Source organism: Sulfolobus acidocaldarius SUSAZ, from assembly GCA_000508305.1.
Classification (GTDB): domain Archaea; phylum Thermoproteota; class Thermoprotei_A; order Sulfolobales; family Sulfolobaceae; genus Sulfolobus; species Sulfolobus acidocaldarius_A.
This window is the reverse complement of the sequence record CP006977.1, coordinates 352,778-370,296: the sequence shown is the minus strand read 5'-3', so window position 1 is coordinate 370,296 and position 17,519 is coordinate 352,778. Positions and strand designations below refer to the sequence as shown.

16 protein-coding genes and 1 pseudogene are annotated in these 17,519 nt (G+C 36.4%); 5 read left to right on the top strand and 12 right to left on the bottom strand.

The features are described 5' to 3' along the window. Position 1: 1 nt before the first annotated feature. Entirely contained in the window at positions 2-247 is a 246-nt protein-coding gene (locus SUSAZ_02160) for a nucleotide pyrophosphohydrolase (GenBank protein ID AHC50911.1), read from the bottom strand. After that, positions 237-599, bottom strand: a complete 363-nt coding sequence (locus SUSAZ_02155; protein ID AHC50910.1) for a hypothetical protein — start codon at positions 597-599, stop codon at positions 237-239. The genes SUSAZ_02160 and SUSAZ_02155 overlap by 11 nt, the downstream gene beginning before the upstream one ends. A gap of 40 nt (positions 600-639) precedes the next feature. Between SUSAZ_02155 and SUSAZ_02150 the strand changes: the two genes are divergently transcribed. After that, complete coding sequence (locus SUSAZ_02150) at positions 640-2,079, top strand: gamma-glutamyltransferase (protein AHC50909.1); 1,440 nt, start codon at positions 640-642, stop codon at positions 2,077-2,079. Here the strand turns inward: SUSAZ_02150 and SUSAZ_02145 are convergent. Next, complete coding sequence (locus SUSAZ_02145; GenBank protein ID AHC50908.1) at positions 2,065-2,964, bottom strand: ATPase; 900 nt, start codon at positions 2,962-2,964, stop codon at positions 2,065-2,067. The two genes, SUSAZ_02150 and SUSAZ_02145, sit on opposite strands and share 15 nt — an antisense overlap. Before the next feature lie 45 nt (positions 2,965-3,009). Here SUSAZ_02145 and SUSAZ_02140 point away from each other — a divergent pair, with 45 nt between their 5' ends. Beyond that, positions 3,010-4,191, top strand: a complete 1,182-nt coding sequence (locus SUSAZ_02140) for an NAD-dependent dehydratase (GenBank protein ID AHC50907.1) — start codon at positions 3,010-3,012, stop codon at positions 4,189-4,191. Positions 4,192-4,249: 58 nt separating this feature from the next. Here the strand turns inward: SUSAZ_02140 and SUSAZ_02135 are convergent, their stop codons facing one another. From SUSAZ_02135 to SUSAZ_02115, 5 genes and pseudogenes are all read right to left on the bottom strand, one after another. Beyond that, positions 4,250-5,017, bottom strand: a complete 768-nt coding sequence (locus SUSAZ_02135; protein AHC50906.1) for a nucleotidyltransferase — start codon at positions 5,015-5,017, stop codon at positions 4,250-4,252. Further along, entirely contained in the window at positions 5,014-6,153 is a 1,140-nt protein-coding gene (locus SUSAZ_02130) for a glycosyltransferase (GenBank protein AHC50905.1), read from the bottom strand. Before SUSAZ_02130 ends, SUSAZ_02135 begins: the two co-directional genes overlap by 4 nt. Before the next feature lie 12 nt (positions 6,154-6,165). After that, on the bottom strand, positions 6,166-6,984 hold the full coding sequence (locus tag SUSAZ_02125) for an aldolase (protein AHC50904.1): 819 nt from the start codon (positions 6,982-6,984) through the stop codon (positions 6,166-6,168). A 15-nt stretch (positions 6,985-6,999) separates the two neighbouring features. Then, complete coding sequence (locus SUSAZ_02120) at positions 7,000-8,499, bottom strand: hypothetical protein (protein AHC50903.1); 1,500 nt, start codon at positions 8,497-8,499, stop codon at positions 7,000-7,002. A 309-nt stretch (positions 8,500-8,808) separates the two neighbouring features. Next, a pseudogene (locus SUSAZ_02115) lies at positions 8,809-9,216 on the bottom strand (histidine kinase). Positions 9,217-9,274: 58 nt separating this feature from the next. Between SUSAZ_02115 and SUSAZ_02110 the strand changes: the two are divergent. Then, on the top strand, positions 9,275-10,270 hold the full coding sequence (locus SUSAZ_02110; protein ID AHC50902.1) for a heat shock protein HtpX: 996 nt from the start codon (positions 9,275-9,277) through the stop codon (positions 10,268-10,270). Here SUSAZ_02110 and SUSAZ_02105 read toward each other — a convergent pair. Next, positions 10,239-11,360 carry a GMP synthase gene (locus SUSAZ_02105; GenBank protein ID AHC50901.1) on the bottom strand — a complete coding sequence of 374 codons (1,122 nt, stop codon included), beginning with the start codon at positions 11,358-11,360 and terminating at the stop codon, positions 10,239-10,241. The two genes, SUSAZ_02110 and SUSAZ_02105, sit on opposite strands and share 32 nt — an antisense overlap. A 22-nt stretch (positions 11,361-11,382) precedes the next feature. Beyond that, positions 11,383-12,762, bottom strand: a complete 1,380-nt coding sequence (locus tag SUSAZ_02100) for a cobyric acid synthase (protein AHC50900.1) — start codon at positions 12,760-12,762, stop codon at positions 11,383-11,385. Between the two features lie 14 nt (positions 12,763-12,776). Here SUSAZ_02100 and SUSAZ_02095 point away from each other — a divergent pair, with 14 nt between their 5' ends. Continuing rightward, entirely contained in the window at positions 12,777-13,535 is a 759-nt protein-coding gene (locus SUSAZ_02095) for a cobalamin synthase (protein AHC50899.1), read from the top strand. A 797-nt stretch (positions 13,536-14,332) separates the two neighbouring features. On the opposite strand, the gene SUSAZ_02090 is transcribed toward SUSAZ_02095, so the two are convergent. Together SUSAZ_02090 and SUSAZ_02085 are read right to left on the bottom strand one after the other, a co-directional pair. Then, on the bottom strand, positions 14,333-15,352 hold the full coding sequence (locus tag SUSAZ_02090; GenBank protein AHC50898.1) for an alcohol dehydrogenase: 1,020 nt from the start codon (positions 15,350-15,352) through the stop codon (positions 14,333-14,335). Positions 15,353-15,390: 38 nt separating this feature from the next. Then, on the bottom strand, positions 15,391-16,071 hold the full coding sequence (locus tag SUSAZ_02085) for a hypothetical protein (protein ID AHC52426.1): 681 nt from the start codon (positions 16,069-16,071) through the stop codon (positions 15,391-15,393). Between the two features lie 325 nt (positions 16,072-16,396). On the opposite strand from SUSAZ_02085, the gene SUSAZ_02080 reads away from it, so the two are divergent. After that, the gene (locus tag SUSAZ_02080; GenBank protein ID AHC52425.1) at positions 16,397-17,227 is read left to right on the top strand and encodes a hypothetical protein; all 831 of its coding nucleotides are present in this window, start codon (positions 16,397-16,399) and stop codon (positions 17,225-17,227) included. Positions 17,228-17,519: the final 292 nt, after the last annotated feature.

Here is a 17,519-nt window from a genome sequence, read left to right as displayed (position 1 = left end):
TTTATATGTGGTATTTCTTCCTTAAAGCTTCTTCCAAATCTATTCCTACCAGGTTAGCTACTGACACAGTCCACGCTAAAACATCAGCCAACTCTTCTTCTAATGAATCCTTATTTTTTGATAATAATGCTTCAGCTAGTTCCCCAACCTCTTCTACTAACCACGTAAAAGTAGCGTATACTCCTCTCTCTGAATCCTTAAGGTAATAAAGCTCTTTCATCTTTTCCTGGATATACTTAAGGTCCAAGACCAATTTCCCTCCTTAGTAATCTCAAGTCTTCTTTATTTAACTTCACTATGAATGTTGACTTTTCATTAAACTTTTGATCTACAAAGAATATTTTTACGCTTCCGTTCGCTTTACTAACATTTTCTACAAACTTCCTGTCTGCAGGATATTCTAGATATAAGGGATTATCAGGATTATCCTTAATTATGTGTCTAATTATTATTTCACCACCTTCTCTATCCACCTCAAGATCTGTATCTGCATTGGGGTTAGTGGGTAAATCTTCACTCATACATATGACAATGTTATCGCAACAGGCTACGCAGACGCCATCTTTCAGTTCCTTTTTGACATTCTCTGGAATTTCCATCATATTCTCTTATTTACTTTTGGATAAAAAATAACATGGTATGAAAGTTAGTATAGGTAAAAAAGTGGTTGCTAGTCAAAATCAGTTGGCTACATATGTTGGCGCTAAGATACTTGAAATGGGCGGAAATGCATTTGATGCGGCTGTAGGAGTAAGCGCGGTTCTCTCGGTTGTTTTACCCTATACTAGTGGACTGGGTGGAGATGGTTTTCTCTTGGCAAATACCCCTGAGGGTTTGATAGCCTATAACGCTTCAGGGTGGACTTCAAAAAATCTGAAGATTCAAAAAATACCGAGCCCTAGACACCCATCAACAGTTTTAGTTCCTGGGTTAGTGGACATGTGGGATTACATAGAGAGGAAATTCATGAGCTTAGACTTGCAGACTGTTCTGCAACCAGCCGTAAAGTTGGCTACAAATGGTTTCTATATAGGAAAAGAGCTGGGGAGGGCCATATCTAGAGCCAATGATATGCCTGAAAGTTGGTCTAAACTGTACAAAGGCAGAATGGCTGGGGACTTAATTAAACTTAGAGAGTTAGGAGAAGCACTGAAGGTAGTTTCTAGAAATCCTAGAGAGTTTTATGAAGGCAAACTCATGGAAGAAATAGTTCTGGGCTTAAATAAACAGGGTGTAGAAATGGAATTTTCTGATTTCGCCAATTTCAGGGGTGAGGAGGTTAAACCTATAAAATCTACTTATAGGGATTTCACACTTTACGAACTTCCTCCCAACAGTCAAGGCATAACGACTCTTGAAATACTTAAGTTGTCTGAAATGGTGGAGACCTGGAAGCATAAGTTTGACGATATAGAAAGAGTAAAAGAGATGGTGAAAATCTTTGCGATTGGATATAGTGATAGGGACAGATATGTTACTGACCCTCGTTTTTACTCACCGGAAATTAACCTATTAGATGAAAACGGATTAAGAGTGAAATTGAGAGAGATGGGTATATTACCTAACCGTATACTGAGAACTGAGGACACAACTTTCTTTGTGGTAGCAGATGGCGAAAATGAAGTTGGTTTTATACAAAGTCTATTTTTCCATTTCGGATCAGGAATCACTGTGAAACAGTTTCCGTTTAATAACAGGGGGTTTGGATTTACGGAAGGAAATAACAAACCAGAACCCAGAAAGAGACCATTGCACACCTTATCAATACTTTATGCAGAAAAAGATGACGAGAGCTTGTTCATAGGATGTGCTGGTGGAGATCTTAGACCTCAAATTCATGCTGAAGTGTTTCAGTATTATGCTGATTACAACATGGAGATTGATGAGGCTGTTAATGCTCCAAGATTCATATTATTAAGTGATAAGATTGTAGCGGAGAAGAGGTTGAGTTTGCCTTTCCAGCAACTTGACTATTTCACACCTGAGGTAGGGGTAGTTCAAGCTCTGAAGAGGAAAAGCGATAGATACTATGCAGTAGCTGACTTAAGGAGTGAGGGTGTAAGCTTATCCGTTCAGTAATCTCTCTATACCGCACCCCAATTCCTTGAATGCTATGACCATAGCTCCTAATTCAGGACTTCTTTTTCCCACTTCTCCTTTGATCCCATACAACGATAAATAGTTCTTAAACGTCGCTAAGTAGATTGGTGACTTAAACATTCCTCCCTTCATATATACAATGTTAACGTTTAATCTTCTAGCCATTAAAACAGCCTGATTTGCTAACTTCTCCGCACCTTCCTTCAAAATATTGATTGCCAGTTCGTCACCTGTGAGTGCGGAGCTGTTTACAGCCTCAGCAACTGAGGCTATTATATCCGCCTGACAACTGCTAGTATATGACCAAAGTACCAGATCATCTAAGTCTTTTACTCTAATTTTCTCTAAAACTTTATAATATAAGTTACTCTTTTGCCTAAGTCCATCCATTACCTCTAAAACAGCTCTTAATGCTCTTCTACCAACCCAATAAGCTGATCCCACATCAGAGAGCAACCATCCTCTTCCACCAATTCTGTGAAAATCCTTTCCATCGTATCCCTCCACTACACTTCCAGTCCCAGAGATTACTACTACACCTTTCTCTCCTAATGTTTCTGCAAAAAGGGCTATAACTCCATCATGGTTTACTATAACTTTTTTAGCTACAGTTGACGCTAACGAGTTAAAACTTTCATAATCATATCTCGAGTCTAACCCTGCAGCTCCAATTGATATTACATCAGGTTCTTCTCCTTTTGTTGCCTTAAGGGCAGCCTCCCTTATGTTGTTAATTGCCTTACTTAATCCTACGTTGTGATAATTGCCTGGTCCCGTCTCCCCCTCGCCTATATATTGACCGTCACAAGTGTAAGCTATTCCCTTAGTCTTTGTTCCTCCTGCGTCTATACCAACTATAATCATGATTACATTTATTAATCTATATAATATAAATATTCTTGAAGCGTAATGAGGATTCTAGTGCTAGGAATTGATGGTCATTTAGGATGGCCATTGGCATTAAGGTTAGCTAAAAGAGGTCATGAGGTAATTGGTATCGATAACTTGTCGACAAGGAGGTTTTCAGAAGAAGTAGGATCAGATTCAGCTTTTCCTTTGCCTCAACCACAGGAGAGGGTGAGTGAGGCAAAGAAACATTTGGGTGTAGACATAACCTTTTACGTGGGGGATATTACTAATTATGGATTCTTTAAGGACATAGTACAGAGACATAGACCTGATGCCATAGTGCACTTCGCTGAGCAGAGATCTGCGCCTTACTCCATGATAGATATGGATCATTCGGTCTACACAGTTATAAATAATGAGGTAAGTACTTTGAGAGTTATTCAGGCTGTGTTGGAGGTAGACCCAACAATACATATATTGAAGATGGGTACCATGGGTGAGTATGGAACACCTGCTTTTGATATACCTGAGAGTATATATGTTGAAGCTATAGTTAATGGTAAGAAAGATAAGATAATAGTTCCTAGGAAAGCGGGTTCTGTTTATCACTGGACTAAGGTTCATGATACTGATTTTCTTCTTCACTTCCAAGAATTGTATGGGCTCACTGTTACTGACATAATGCAAGGTCCTGTATACGGCACTAGAACAGAAGAGATCGTGGAGGAAACACTGAGGACTAGGTTTGACTTTGACGAGGTCTGGGGAACTGTGGTTAATCGATATTGTGTAGAAGCCATCCTTGGGCTTCCACTAACAGTTTATGGAAAGGGTGGTCAAACTAGAGGATTTATATCATTAGAGGACAGTATCCAAGCATTGACCCTGCTCTTGGAGAATCCTCCCAAACAAGGGGAATATAGAGTTGCTAATCAGTTCGCAGAGATATATAGTGTTAAGAAAATAGCTGATTTTGTAAAGAAGGCTGGGGAGGAGCTGGGATTAAATGTAGAAATAGGTTCATATGAAAATCCTAGAGTGGAAGCGGAAGAACATTACTACAACCCAGAGAGGAAAGTTTTACCATCCTTAGGATTTTATCCCAAAAAGAGATTACCTGAGGATGTTAAAATAATGATAAAGGATCTACTACCTTATAAGACTAGGTTAGAGAGATTTAAGCATGTTATATTGCCAAAGACTAAATGGAGAAAACCACAATATGTTAAAAGAGTAAGATAAACATAAATCATGTTTTACCTTTACTTGATTCTTTCGTTGTTCTACAAAAATCACTGAATTACTTCTTAACATGAAAAGAGTAAGTGAGGTTTAAAGCATCGATATAACTTACTGGATCTCCTACATTTAACCATTTTTCGTCTTTCAACAGAATTCCATATACCTCACCGCCTTCGCTTATGATATTTTGAATTCCGTATGTTAGTTCGAGCTCTTTTCCCTCTTCTACTTTAACCTTATTTAAACCTTGGAATATTTTTGGAGAAAATATGTATACAGCAGATATACCTATATTTGATTTAGGATTTTGGGGTTTTTCTTGAGCTTCAATTACTCTGTACAGTTTATGCCCCATATACTCTCCTTCATCTTTAACATTCACTATGCCATATCTCTTAGGATTCTTAACTTCTCTAAGTAAAAGCACGGCATCTGGTTTTACCTCATCAAAAAGTGAGACAGCCTCCTTATATCCTCCTGTTAATACACCATCATCAGCATGAACTATAAATGGATTATTACTAGAGAAGTCCTCAGCTTTTAATACTGCATCACCGAACCCTTTCGGATGAGGTTGAAATACAAAAGTAACCCCCATATCAAACAGATAGTCCATCAATAATTTTCCGTGTTTTCCAACAACTATACAGAACTTTTTAACTCCAACAGAAGACAAAGAATCAAAAATAAGATCTATAACAGGTCTTGTAATAAGATCCCCATTCTCACTACTAAAAAGAGGTAAAAGTGCCTTTGGAAGCACTGTAGTTATGTATTTCATTCTACTTCCCTTACCTGCTGCAGTAATAACAGCCTTCTCGATCAATTATTTTCACCCTTATTCCTTAGTTCTATCCAGTTAAGAAATTTAAATAATGAGATAGGTATGAAGACGTCTGATATGGTAGCAAAATCAGTAACATAGAAGCTGAATAATGTATGATTTCCCAGAAAATATACAGCTACGAAACCTAGCCATATAGACCATGCAGACATGGTGAAAATTATAAGTTTAATGTCTTTCATTATAAAGGCTAACGGTGTAGTTACAACCCAAGCCCACATTAGAAGCGGATTCACATTAGCATATAGCCCATAGCCTAAGAAAAATGGGTGAATATTAAAGAACCAATCCCACGGTGTACTTATCTGGTTTGTTGCAGACAGGGAAATGTGTCCATTAGTTACATCCCAACTTAGCATGTGCAGAAATGATGTGTCTAACCATTGTTTTATACCACCAAAATAGATAATTAATGGTATTGAAAAAGCCACGTATATTACTAACGGAATAAGTATTCCATAAATAACTCTCTTGGTACGCTGTTTTACTATCTCTCCTAGATAATATATGTATGGTATAAGAAGGGGTAGCAAGCTCTCTTTTGCTAGGAATGCTAAACCTAAACCTACAGAAGACGACTTTATTCTATTTGAGAGCAGAAGATAGAGTGTGAAGATGGAGAAAAATCCGGCATATATCTCAAGCATAGCAAGTCCGTGCATAACCCATATATTTGGGTCTAATGCAATCAGTATAGATGCAATTAATCCAGTTACATTTCCCAGTAAACTGTTTCCGATAAGTTTTCTAGCCATTAGAAAGGCAATAATAATTATGAGATCACCTAAAATCCATGAAGGTATTCTCCAGACTAATGGGTTATAGCCTAAAGCGTATATGAAGAGTGCCATGATATACTTAGGTAGTGGAGGATGCTCCGGATTTACGTAGTATTGTATATTAGCTTCATTTGGGTAAGGAAAATTCATAGGTACTTGGACGTGAAATACAAGCTTTAATATATTATACGCAGCTGAGGGGTACCACACTTCGTCTCCTACATAATCCTTTATACCCGCAAATGTTGAAACAGTGTAGAAGGTGTAAATAGAGATTATTGCTGCTAGTATTAAGGCAGATATTATCCCAAAATATTTAATTATTAGTTGTTTAAGCACAAGTTTTAAACTTTAACCCAGTATTTTTAATATTTCCCCAATATCCTTTCCTTCATGAACTAATCCAGAAATCGCTCTCGCCATTTTATCTGGCTCTTTAGACTGCCATAAGTTTCTCCCGACCGTAATTCCTGAGGCACCTGCCTGAATAGCATCTTTTAGCATTTGTAGGAACTCAGTATCATTTTTGGTTTTAGGACCTCCCCTTATTAAGATAGGTGCAAAAGCTAAATCAACTACTTCTCTAAAGGAGTTTTTGTCCCCTGTATAATCTACTTTGAGGATATCTGCACCTATCTCTGAGGCTAATCTAGTTACATATTTAACTAACTTGGGATCTTTAACAGAATCTGGATTTTCAGGAGATATAAATAATGGCTCGATTATAAATGGTATTCCATAATCATTTGCTTCTTCTCTTACTTTAGCCAGACTCTCGATGTTATACCCCTCTACGCGATCATCTCCGTATCCTACTACCATATATGTAACTATAGCGTCAGCTCCAGCCTCAATGGCATCCTTAACAGAGTATATTTGTGAATAATATCCACTTTCAAATTTCTTGTAATCAGATCTCCACACATTTGCCGTATCTAGTCTGACAATTAACATGGGAGATCTTCTAGAGAAGAAGTTCTCTTTCACGATTTTCAACATACCGGGCGTCATTTGAAGTGCGTCTGGTCCATTGAATGATATTTTTTTAACAACTTCTGCTACCCTCTCAATACCTTTCAATGGTCCCATTACCAGACCGTGATCCAGAGCTACTACGAAGGCTTTTCCTCTCTCAAAAAGTCTTTTCATCCTAATTTCAAAACCAATCATAATTTTCTCTTCATGTTATTGCATAAGAATTTTTCTTATCTCCATTAACCCTCTTTTAATAATATATCTTGCAAAGGGACTTGACACATAACTAAGGCTTATGAAAATGCCACTCCCAATGAGAGCAGTTATGAACATATAAAGGTAACTGAAATCACTGGAGAAGAACATGATTCCTATTAATGTGGTAAATATACTTATGAAGGTGGAAGTTATGATGTCTTTCACTGGAAATTTCATTGAATAAAGGGATTTACAAATCCTAGCTGAAGATATTGTCATCCAAACCGAATTTACTGTAACTCCTATTGTCATCAGTGAGGATAATAGAGCAGGTGAAGATCCTCTATAAATATAGATTAGAATTGTCGTAATACCGACTCCTAAAATTGCAAAGATAGTATTTGAGGTATTTAGCCTTGCAGTGTAACTTTTTTTGATATCAAATCGTTCTTCGCTACCTAAAGCCCTATCAATCATCACAATTGCCTGATAGAATAATGTATTTAGCCCTCTCAGAAAAGAGGAGATTGAAATTATTATGAAAGTTATAAAGGCTTGCATGTATTCTGGTCTAAGGTGGTATAAAAGTCCTCTACCCTCTATTATAACTATGGACAGAAAAAAGGCTGATACTACAAAATAAAGTTTAACAAAATTCTCTACTACCTCAGGGCTTTTGGTTTCACTCAATTTTGTTATTAACCCGTCATAGAGCGAATATGTCCACGTGACTATATTGGAGATGATTATTGCAGACTCAAAGTAAGCTACTGTAATTGCATCGTTAGTTATGGCAAGAGTCATCCACACTATTGTAGCCTCTAATATGAGTTGTATAAATGATATTATTGTGATCAGCGACTTTTTAATTATTTCTATAGTTGTTTTTAAATCAACTTTAAGGTTGGACTTTATAAATTTTGAATACACCAAAGTTTGAGCTAAATAACCTACTCCATAAGCTAAAGAAACAGCCAGTATATCTATTTTAAAAACATAAAACAATGCTAAAACGATTGCCAATCTAGATATCTGAAAGACCAAACCTGAAATTCCAATCATCTTCGGTGATAATGCTCTGGTTATTGCAATAGTTATACGAAAGACGTAAAACATCAATATAACTATTATTCCTGAATAAAGCGCAACAGTATTATAATATCCTATAGTTGACATGAGGTAAGGGATTAATAGTATGTATATTAGGGAGGAGATAACACCTGTTATTAAATTTACTAATAATATTCCGCCTACAGGTCTGTTTTCGGCAGAGAACCTTGATGTCACTAACGAGAAAATATCCGCAGGTAAGGTAAAGTAGCCCATTATCAGTACAAACATGGACTGCCATGTGGCAAATATTACTTGTCCGTTATTCAAATTACTTAGGTAATGAGCGACTAGGTAAGTAAATATGAATGAAATGGGAGCACTAACTATTCTCGTACCAAAATTAAATAAACCAACGTAAATTGGTCTTATTTTCTTCTCTTCCACCTTTTTCCTTTCCACGTTTTTCCGTATCTTAATCCAAACTTTATTTTTAATCCTTGTTAAGACAAATCTCTAGAGTCACTTACTGCTAACTTAGAGTCGAAGTTAGTTACAGAATAAGAATTTTTCTATTTTCCATTCTATTTGTTTATCCTCTATGTCGACATTAATCTGCTTGTATTGTGTTGAAGAGATATGTGGTAACCCCAGGCACTCTGTGGATTTACTTATTTCAACGATTAAGATAGAAAGAGTCACATGTTTTTTCTTTGCGATTTGGTTTAAAATTTCACACCATTCTTTTGGCACTTTGATTCTCATGGAAATCTAATCACCTTCAAGTAAGTTATCTATAGCTGTAGCTACATCTCTAATGGAGAGAATCCCAACTAATTCCCTCTTATCGTTAATTACAGGTAAGTGCCTTATGTTAAACTGCCTCATTAGGGATAATGCTCCTGCTATTGGTGAATCCTCTCTTATGGTTATTAATGAAACTGTCATAATTTCCTCTGCAGTGGTTTCCAGGTTCTTACCTTTACCTATAGCTCTCACTATGTCTCTTTCGGTGATTATGCCTATTGGCTTATTGTTTTCTGTAACTATCACAGAACCAATATTTTTCTCTGTCATTATTTTAGCTATTTCACTAATTTTCGTCTTCTTATCTACTGAAATCACTGGTGATTTCATATACTCCTTTACAATATCCTGTTCACTCAAGCTTTAATCCATACCCCTATTCTCTCGAGGTTAAAAAACTTTATTAGGTTAAAAAAGGATTTTCATATAAATGGCAGTAAGTCTCCTTAAATTTAGACTAGGAATGTTTTTATCTGCAATATCTGTCATTATTTTGGGATTTCTAGTAGCTTATGGGTTACTTGGGTACTTGTTTGGGTTCGCTTACACATCGATTATTGTTACAGGTGCTTTAGCCTTTGTGACATTTTTTACAATCATACAATGGTTATTAGGTCCTCTTATGATAAAAGCTGCGTATAGGCTAATTGAAGTGAAGGCTGACGACCCAACTTATGGTTGGGTATATAACTTAGTTCAGGAAGTAGCAACCTATAACAACATGAGTATGCCTAAGGTTTATGTTGCACCTGTAAATTTCCCTAATGCATTTGCATTTAGTAGTCCTTTATTTGGAAAGAATATGGCAATAACGACTCCTCTCATAAACATACTCAATAAGGACGAGATTAAAGCGGTAATAGGACATGAAATAGGTCATTTAAGACATAGGGACACAGAGATATTATTAGCTGTAAGTTTAATCCCGACCTTAATGTATTGGTTAGGCTATTCATTATGGTGGGGAGGATTGCTTGGAGGTGGTGGTGGCGGAAGAAATGGGAACTCTGGTTTACTGTTTCTCATAGGCATAGCATTGATTGCTGTCAGTTTTGTATTCAACATTTTCGTGTTATTCCTTAATAGGATGAGAGAAGCATACGCTGATGTTAATTCAGCACTTACAATTCCCAATGGGGCAAGCAACCTACAGACTGCTTTAGCTAAGATAGTAATTTACACAGATCCAGGTGTAGTTGATAGGGTAAAGCAGAAAAGTGGAGGTGTAGCAAAGATGCTACTGTTCTCTGGAACTGACGTGAGTAATGAGGAAATTCCATCATATAAAGCACAGGAACTTGTTAATTATTGGAGGACACAAAAAGTAGGAATATTATCAGACCTTTTCAGTGACCATCCACATCCAGCAAAAAGAATTAAGCTGTTAGACAAATTTACTCAAGCTCAATGGTCGCCGGTGGCTTAGTAGTAATATCGTAAACAACTTCATGTATTTTTTTAGATATATTGAGTATTTCATTCCCTATTCTGTTAAGAATCCCTCTATCAAGTTTAGTTATTTCAGCGGTCATGAAATCTTCCGTAGAGACAGCTCTTATTCCTACTGTATATTCGCCATCTTCTCTGCTAGTGACTGGTATAACAACATGGGTGATGTCACTAATCGTAACCATTTCCATTAATTCTCTCAGTTTCTCATAGTCTTCCTCATTAGTTTCTATTTTAGCCACCCTGCCGTAAGCTCTTACATCTCCTTTTACACCCGTAGCTTTGATCTTCTTGTATGTAAAAACATTACTTCCAACTCTTTCACTAAGTTCATCATGTTTTTCACTTTGAGTCTCAAAAATAAATGCAAAATACTGTGATATACCCATACCGTCTAAATATTTCTCGACTACTGTGGTAGCCTTTCTAACCAGCTCTAGTTTTTCCACCGTAAGTTCACCTACGGTTCTTACCAAAAGCCCTGGTCCAGGGAAAGGTTGCCTATTATATATCTCCTTTGGTAATCCAAGATATTCACCCAATTTTCTCACTTCATTTTTATAAAGGTCAGCTAAAGGCTCAACAACTTTAAACCCCCATTCTCTCTCGGTGTCAATACCCAATTGCACTAAAACATTATGTTGTGTTTTTATTCCTCCCTGCGTCTCTACCCAATCTGCTGCTATAGTACCTTGTATAAGATATTTCGCGTTATATTTTCTAACCAGCTCAGACAATATATCATAAAATATCTTTCGGAAAGTTTTTCGTTTTTCCTCAGCATCAGATAATCCTTCCAATGCCCTAAGAAATTTTTCCCTTGCGTCAACGACTTGTAAAGGTAAGACGTTTTTAACCATATTTTTCACTTTTTCAACCTCTCCTTCTCTCAAAAATCCAGTATCGATTATTATAGGGATTACCTTATCTCCCATTAATTTGTAGGTAAGTGTAGCAGCTGTTGTGCTATCTACTCCCCCACTAACTGCAGCAATTGCCTTTCCATCCAATATCTTTTCTAATTGTGGCTTTACTTCATCAGTGAAATTTTTCGGATCGAACTCCATGTGTAAAAATTACAAGACTAGCTTAAATGTATAGCTCATAAATTTTATCCACATCTACGTGTTGCTTTAAAACGCGTGAGAGATTGTCCACCTGTTTTTTTATCTCAGTTTCCAAATCCTCAGCATATATTTTAAGACCAAATACCTCGTTAAGGATTTTCTTTCCTCCTGGGGAGAACATAGAACCATGAATGCTTAGACCTAACTTATCTCCTTTAAGGACTCCATCCGGCACATTAACAGCCATTTTCCCTCTTCTTGTGATGTAGGTTAGAGGCTCTTCATTAATGAATTCGATTCTTCCTCTCCTTATTTCATACCCTTCTATTCCTAACTGGGCTGATGATAAACTTACGACTTTTTCCTTCTCATACACAGTATTAATTTCGAATAATCCTAGTCCATCCACCTGATCAACATCTCCAAGTTCTAGTCCTCCGCTACTGTCAATCATTTTACTCCCCATGATCTGAAATCCCCCACATATACCGAGAACGGGTTTCCTCTTCAGGAATTCGGTAAAACCTCTGCTCTTAAGCCACTCTAAACTCTTTATTGTATTTTTACTACCTGGTAAGATCACTAGGTCTGAATCAGTTATTTGCGTAGGTTTCTTTACAAATTTAAGGTGAGCATTGGAGTTATTTAAGGCATAAAACTCATTGAAATTGCTCATCTGCGGATAAGCTATTACACTAACTTCCATTTCTCCACTTCCTACCTCATTGAGGTTCATGGAGTCCTCTGGCATTATTAATGGTTCCTCGAAATACGGTAAGCTGCCTAAGTATTTCATATCTGTTCTCTCCTCAAGCCACTTTATCCCTGGTTCCAGGAACTTTTCCTCCCCCCTAAACTTATTTATTATAAAACCCCTTAATTTTTCCCTCAAAGAAACAGGCAGGGATAAATAAGATCCCAATGCTGATGTGAAAGCTCCACCCCTATCTATATCAAGAACTAAGATAATTGGAACGTTAAAATTAGCCGAGACTTTTAATGCTAAATCCTTATCTAAAAAGTTTGGCTCAATGCCACCAGCAGATTCTACTATAAATTCATTAGAAAAATTTTTCTCTATTTCTGTCCAAAAATAATTAAGTCGTGAATAGTAGTCTTGAGGTCTGAATATACCCTTCGATTCGCCAAAAAAGATGACCTCTAAAAGTCCGTTACCTGATGGTTTAAGTAATAACGGATTCATATATCTCTCAGGGGAAAAGCCAGCACCGATAGACTGATAAGCTTGGATAAAGGCTATCTCCCCATAATCTAATGTTGCATAACTATTCAGTGACATGTTTTGGGCTTTAAATGGTTTAACATGAAATAGTTTGCTTAAGCCTGCCACAATTGTGGATTTTCCTGAATCACTCATTGTGGAAGCTATTATAACTGCCATTATAACTAATTCCTATGAAAAGGATATTAAAGGCAATATTAGGGCAACTATCATTTTTCACAATAATACCTTCTCCGAATGCGTCATTAGAGGAGATAGCCCAATTCTCCTTCATCTCGCCACTTATTGTTGGTATAATTACAGGTATAATAGACTGGTTTGTCGTCTTGTTGGGTATAAGGCTTATTGGTAGCTTAGGTGCTCTGCTATTAATACCTACAGTTGAGATCATTAGGGGATTTCACCATTTGGATGGTCTCTTGGACGTGGGAGACGCACTAATGGTGAGAAAAGAGAGGAGATCGCAAGTTCTTCATGACTTACAGACTGGGTCAGGTGCAATTGGTCTATTTTTGGTCTATTTTTCTATATTTCTTGTAGCTACACTTAACTTGAGTGCAAGCTACCTATGGTTCTTTCTCCCATCTGAGGTTCTAGCTAGGGCAAGCGCAATATCCCTTCTCGGTTTAATGAACCCAATTCCCGGTAGCTATCTGGGAAAAGTGTTTCATGATAAAATGAGGGATAAACTATTCTCTGTTAAATTCCTCCTCGTACAGATATTTGCAATACTCTTCTCATCACCTGCACTTATCTTGGCTTACATTATCTTACTTCTTGTGTTCTACTTAATAGCTAAGTTAGTTTTTGAGGGTATGTCAGGCGATATAGTAGGAGCTATTATAACTTTATCTTTTCCAATTTACTTACTAGTTGCTGAGAAGACTTGTTACCATTACTTTATCTTTCAATACTCTTTGACCTTACCTTAGGGGAACCTCCAGTTATAATACATCCTGTAGTATGGGTAGGGAAAATATCATCTAGATTAATAAAACCTTTCTCCAACAGGTTTTATGGAATATTCCTTTGGGTAGTGTCTGTCGTTCCGATTCTGCTCATCCTCTGTATGCCCTTATATTTTCCTTGGTATGTAGAACTACCACTACTGGTCATTTTTCTGAAAACCACCTTTTCCATAAGGCTACTCTATTCATTGGTCAAGAAAAGCATACCCGTTACCACTTACAGTAGGTCATACTCACAACAGTTAGTCAGGAGAAATGTTTATGAGTTAAGTGAGGGTCACGTTAGATCTGCCGTAATTGAGTCATTATTTGAAAGTACTGTCGATGGAATAATATCCCCAATGTTTTGGTTTCTCGTTTTGGGCTATCCAGGTGCATTACTACAACGGCTAGCGAATACCATGGATAGCATGGTCGGATATAAAACACCTGAGTACAGGGAACAGGGATGGTTCTCCGCTAAATTAGATACTATTTTAAACTACATCCCAGCCAGAATAACTGCCTTGTTGATGTTATTTTCAGCATATCTCCTAGGGTTAAGACCAAAAAGCACTCTAAGGATACTGAAAGAGAGCGGAATAGAAAGCCCTAATGCCAAGTATCCCATCTCATTTGCTTCGTCAATACTAAACGTCCGGTTAGAAAAAATTGGATTTTATAGCGTGGGTTTAAATGGATGGAATTTACCAGAAGATAACCACGTGAAAATTGCCCTAAATGTATTTAAAGTGACTCTAATTCTCTTTCTTGTTATTTTTTCAATCTTGTATTATTACCTTTATGGCTTGTCCCTCTTCAGCTACCCTTACGGCTTCATTGAATTGGTCAATAGTAAATTTATGGGTTACTAGTATGGAGACGTCTATTTTTCTTTCAGATATTATTTTCAACGCATCTATAGTATCCTCTTCAATTGCGGCATTACTTGAGATTATTGAGATTTCGTTGTTTAAGAGATCACTTATATCGTAGTTAAGAACAGTACCCTTAAATGGAACTCCAAACAGGAGAACTTGACCTCCTTTTCTTACAGAGAGAAGACCTGATAAGATTGCTGAAGGTGCACCTGAAGCTATAATAGCTATATCCACTCCTCTACCGTCTGTTAGCTTCTTAACCTCATTTATAGCGTCTATTTTTTTAGAATTAAATGAGTAGTCAGCACCTACTTTATAGGCATACTCAACCCTAAAATCTGCTATGTCAGTTACTATGGTTTTAGAGGCTCCATTTGCCTTACTTAGCATAACATGGAGCAATCCCATAGGTCCTGCTCCTACTACTAACACATTATCTCCTCTGTTTAACTTGACCCTCCTTTGTGCTCTTACAACAGTTGCCAAAGGTTCAATGAAGGCTCCTTCCTCAAAGCTAACGTGATCAGGAAGAACTAGTACACCTCCCCTTTTCACATTCCAGGCTGGGACTCTAAAGTATTCTGCAAAACCTCCGGGCTCAATATTAGTCCTTCTGTAGTAAGGACACATGGTTGCACTTTCATGAGTGCAATAATAACACTCATAACAAGGAACGTGATGATGTGCGAACACTCTCTGACCGGGTTTTAGACTATCTACACTTGACTCCTCAATGATCCCTGAAGGCTCATGACCTATAATTGGCTGAGACGCTGTATATTGTCCGTGAAGTTTTTCAATATCAGTACCACATAGTCCACAGGCTTTCATCTTTATTATAATATCTCCTTCTTCCCTGATTGATGGTTTGTTTACTTCCTTTATTGACGCTCTACCATTTTCAATAATTACGGCTTTCACGGTAGAAAGTTAGATCAAATATATATCAATTTTTCCACTCAAGGATAGTCATCTTTATACATTATGTTTATCTTGTCCCCCACTTTTTCAACAATATCTGACAAAAGTTTTTTCATACCTTCCTTCAGCTCAAAGACCTGTGGGTCATTTCCACTTTTACCGGTCTCTATGAGGAAAATATGTGAATCTTTAACCATATACACTTTCTTTATCTGTTTAGATTCTAGCTTATCATGACTTATGTTACCCTGTGTAATTAAAATGTCATTACCGACTATTACGCCGTCTTCAGTCTTTTGATACGGCATATTGTATGTCTTAGCTATGCCGATTACTAGATCAATATATGTTCCTTTTCTACCTATTAATCGATCTAACCATGTACTTCTAGATATTGCATCCATACCATCAAAGTAAGCATTTACAAACAATAAGTAAGACGACAATCCTAAGGTTAAATTATAGGAAGAGAGCTGATAGAATATTCCGTTTTCTGTAGGTACAACAAGGTAATTGTTAACAAGGAAGTATCTACTTACCCAGATATAAGTAACAACTAACATCGAAATGGACAAAACTGAAAAAGCAAAAGATGTGTAGAGTGAATATCTGGACTTCCAAAACAGGGGAACTATACCAGACAAGGCTACAAATAGAATTGTTGTAACCATTGAGGGTATTATTATAGTATAATTAACGTTGTAAAAACTAACACTCATTAGAAATCCCAAAATTTTAATGCTATAAGTGTAAGTTGACAAGCCCATTGCAGGTATGAGAAACAGTGATACTAGCGTGACCATGGCTATAATGAACGATATGATGGACTCTGTTCGCATTTGAGATACATGTATAAAATTACTAAATAAAAATCTTATGTCTACCTTTATATCTAAAGGACACACATGAAGAACTAGAAGATGTACATGTTTATAACGTGTTACAACTTGATTTTTAAAAGATGTTTTAAGTAAGTTGTTTTTAGTGAAGATTTTAACGCAAGCATAAATATTCAAAGTTTTTATGACAAATTAGTCCAATAACATGGTTTCGAGTCCTAACGTTTATTATAAGATATTTATATTAGTCTTAGTAGTTGCTCTAGTGGCTTCTATATTTATAACATTTTATCAGCAAAAACTAGCAAGAGTGGTTACGTTTTCCAATTTACCTCCTTATATAAACGTTGTAAGTATAAACATGTATGGCAATGAGACTGTAATATCACTAATAGCAAATAACACCATCTCCACATATATTCCTCTTATGAATGGTTATCTGTATATCCCTGGAGTAGGTAATTATTCTGTATCCCCCGGAATTTTGGTTCCTCCTCATTCTGTTAGGGAATTTAATATAACATTGCCCATAACTTCAAGTCTATTTCAATATGTTGTCAATACAAGTAATGTACAAATCTCGGGGATTATTGGAGGAGAGTATAATCTTACAAGGTTTTACATCTCTTTCAGTGACCTAGTTAAGCCAGAGATTATATTAGTGGCTAGTCTTTATAATGTCTCGTTTAACGGAACTTATGGTACATTTTTCTTAAAGATTATAACGCCTTTGAACAGTACCCTAGAGTATGTTGAGAACGCTTACATAAATGATGATACTAATAATGAAGTCGTAGCCGCCATGTCTGTTCCGTTAAACAATAGTATTAAGTACGTTAACATCTCGCTTATACAGGGTACAAATTATGTGAAAATACCCATAAAATTAAGTTACAATCCTTTCCACATTTCATCTCTAGAAAGTGGAAATATATACACAGCTGGTATAGTCATTTTACTGAAATATAAACTATCAAACGGAGATCAGATTCTGAAAGAGTTTAATCTAACTACGGAAATAAATTATCAAAACTAAATTATCTTCATCTAATTCCATTTGTTATTATGTTGTTCCATGTCTTATGTTAATGAGGAACTTTATAGTCTGAAATTTACGTAAACAGTTTTAATACTAACATTATGGATAAGTGTAATTCATCTTTTTTACAAACCCAGATATTTGGGATTAATTTACGCGAAGTATTAATTACCATTCAGTTGTTTCATGCACGTTTCAACTATTAACTTTGAGAGACGAAAGTTAAAAAAGACTCTACCTAATTTAGTTCCTTTAAAATAAGAGGTAAAAAGCTTTTAAACGCATTTTT

Coding starts and splice junctions, on each gene's coding strand:
- SUSAZ_02145 (AHC50908.1), bottom strand. CDS start 2,964: ATGATTATAGTTGGTATAGACGCAGGAGGAACAAAGACTAAGGGAATA.
- SUSAZ_02140 (AHC50907.1), top strand. CDS start 3,010: ATGAGGATTCTAGTGCTAGGAATTGATGGTCATTTAGGATGGCCATTG.
- SUSAZ_02150 (AHC50909.1), top strand. CDS start 640: ATGAAAGTTAGTATAGGTAAAAAAGTGGTTGCTAGTCAAAATCAGTTG.
- SUSAZ_02125 (AHC50904.1), bottom strand. CDS start 6,984: ATGATTGGTTTTGAAATTAGGATGAAAAGACTTTTTGAGAGAGGAAAA.
- SUSAZ_02105 (AHC50901.1), bottom strand. CDS start 11,360: ATGGAGTTCGATCCGAAAAATTTCACTGATGAAGTAAAGCCACAATTA.
- SUSAZ_02085 (AHC52426.1), bottom strand. CDS start 16,071: ATGAGTGTTAGTTTTTACAACGTTAATTATACTATAATAATACCCTCA.
- SUSAZ_02155 (AHC50910.1), bottom strand. CDS start 599: ATGGAAATTCCAGAGAATGTCAAAAAGGAACTGAAAGATGGCGTCTGC.
- SUSAZ_02110 (AHC50902.1), top strand. CDS start 9,275: ATGGCAGTAAGTCTCCTTAAATTTAGACTAGGAATGTTTTTATCTGCA.
- SUSAZ_02100 (AHC50900.1), bottom strand. CDS start 12,762: ATGGCAGTTATAATAGCTTCCACAATGAGTGATTCAGGAAAATCCACA.
- SUSAZ_02080 (AHC52425.1), top strand. CDS start 16,397: ATGGTTTCGAGTCCTAACGTTTATTATAAGATATTTATATTAGTCTTA.
- SUSAZ_02095 (AHC50899.1), top strand. CDS start 12,777: ATGAAAAGGATATTAAAGGCAATATTAGGGCAACTATCATTTTTCACA.